Here is a 788-nt window from a genome sequence, read left to right on the forward strand (position 1 = left end):
CCGGCATAGTCGAATTAACTTTGTTACCCCAGAGCAAAGGCACTTAGGTCTGGATGAAGAAATATTATCGAAGAGGGATGAGCTTTATCGCAAGATGAAAAGAAAGAACCAAATAAGGTGGTCAAAAGCTACGCGGAACTGGGAGAAAGTGGGTGACGTTAAGTTGAACCCGGAGAAGGAAAAACAAGCAGCTTAAATGCTCAGGCGACAACTACCTTGAAAAACGCCGGTTCTGGATGACTGGGGCCTGGAAAAAATGACTCTTGGCCAACGCAACGACTTACTCGAAATAATGGAAGACCGACACGGCGTTCGATCAACCATAATCACGAGCCAGCTACCTATCACGCAATGGCATAAAGCTATTGGCGATGCAACGCTGGCTGACGCCATCCTGGATCGCATACTGCACAATAGTCACAAGCTAAAACTTAAAGGAGAGTCACTAAGAAAGGCAATGAGTAAAATAACTGAATCCGATCACTCGGAGTGATACTATCGAGGTCTAGGCGTTAGGAGATTTAGGTGATCGAATAAAACCAGAATCGATGATCAGATACGCCGGAATACGCAGTCAATTTTCTTTGATAAGTGGCAGAACTCAGTACGTGCTTAAAGTGGGGTACGATGAATCTGTTGAAAAGCTTTCACCTGGTCGTTTTCATATGAAGGTATTAATTGATAGATTAATTGAGGAGGAAAATATCGCTACTTTGAATTTGATGAGTAATGCTCGTTGGCATATTGGCTGGAATCCTAATGAGGTATCGCTAGTCTCTATCTTTATT

Annotated in this window: 2 protein-coding genes and 1 pseudogene; all 3 read left to right on the forward strand. The window is 43.1% G+C overall.

Annotated elements, in window-relative coordinates:
* Nucleotides 1-196: pseudogene (locus A3757_RS26565) on the forward strand (IS3 family transposase); the annotation flags it as partial.
* 36 nt (nucleotides 197-232) lie between these two features.
* On the forward strand, nucleotides 233-493 hold the full coding sequence (locus A3757_RS06740) for an ATP-binding protein (RefSeq protein ID WP_304439180.1): 261 nt from the start codon (nucleotides 233-235) through the stop codon (nucleotides 491-493).
* 55 nt (nucleotides 494-548) lie between these two features.
* Nucleotides 549-788: GNAT family N-acetyltransferase (locus tag A3757_RS28065; RefSeq protein WP_156506238.1), on the forward strand; the 240-nt coding region annotated here is incomplete at its 3' end.

This window comes from Oleiphilus sp. HI0117, from assembly GCF_001635235.1.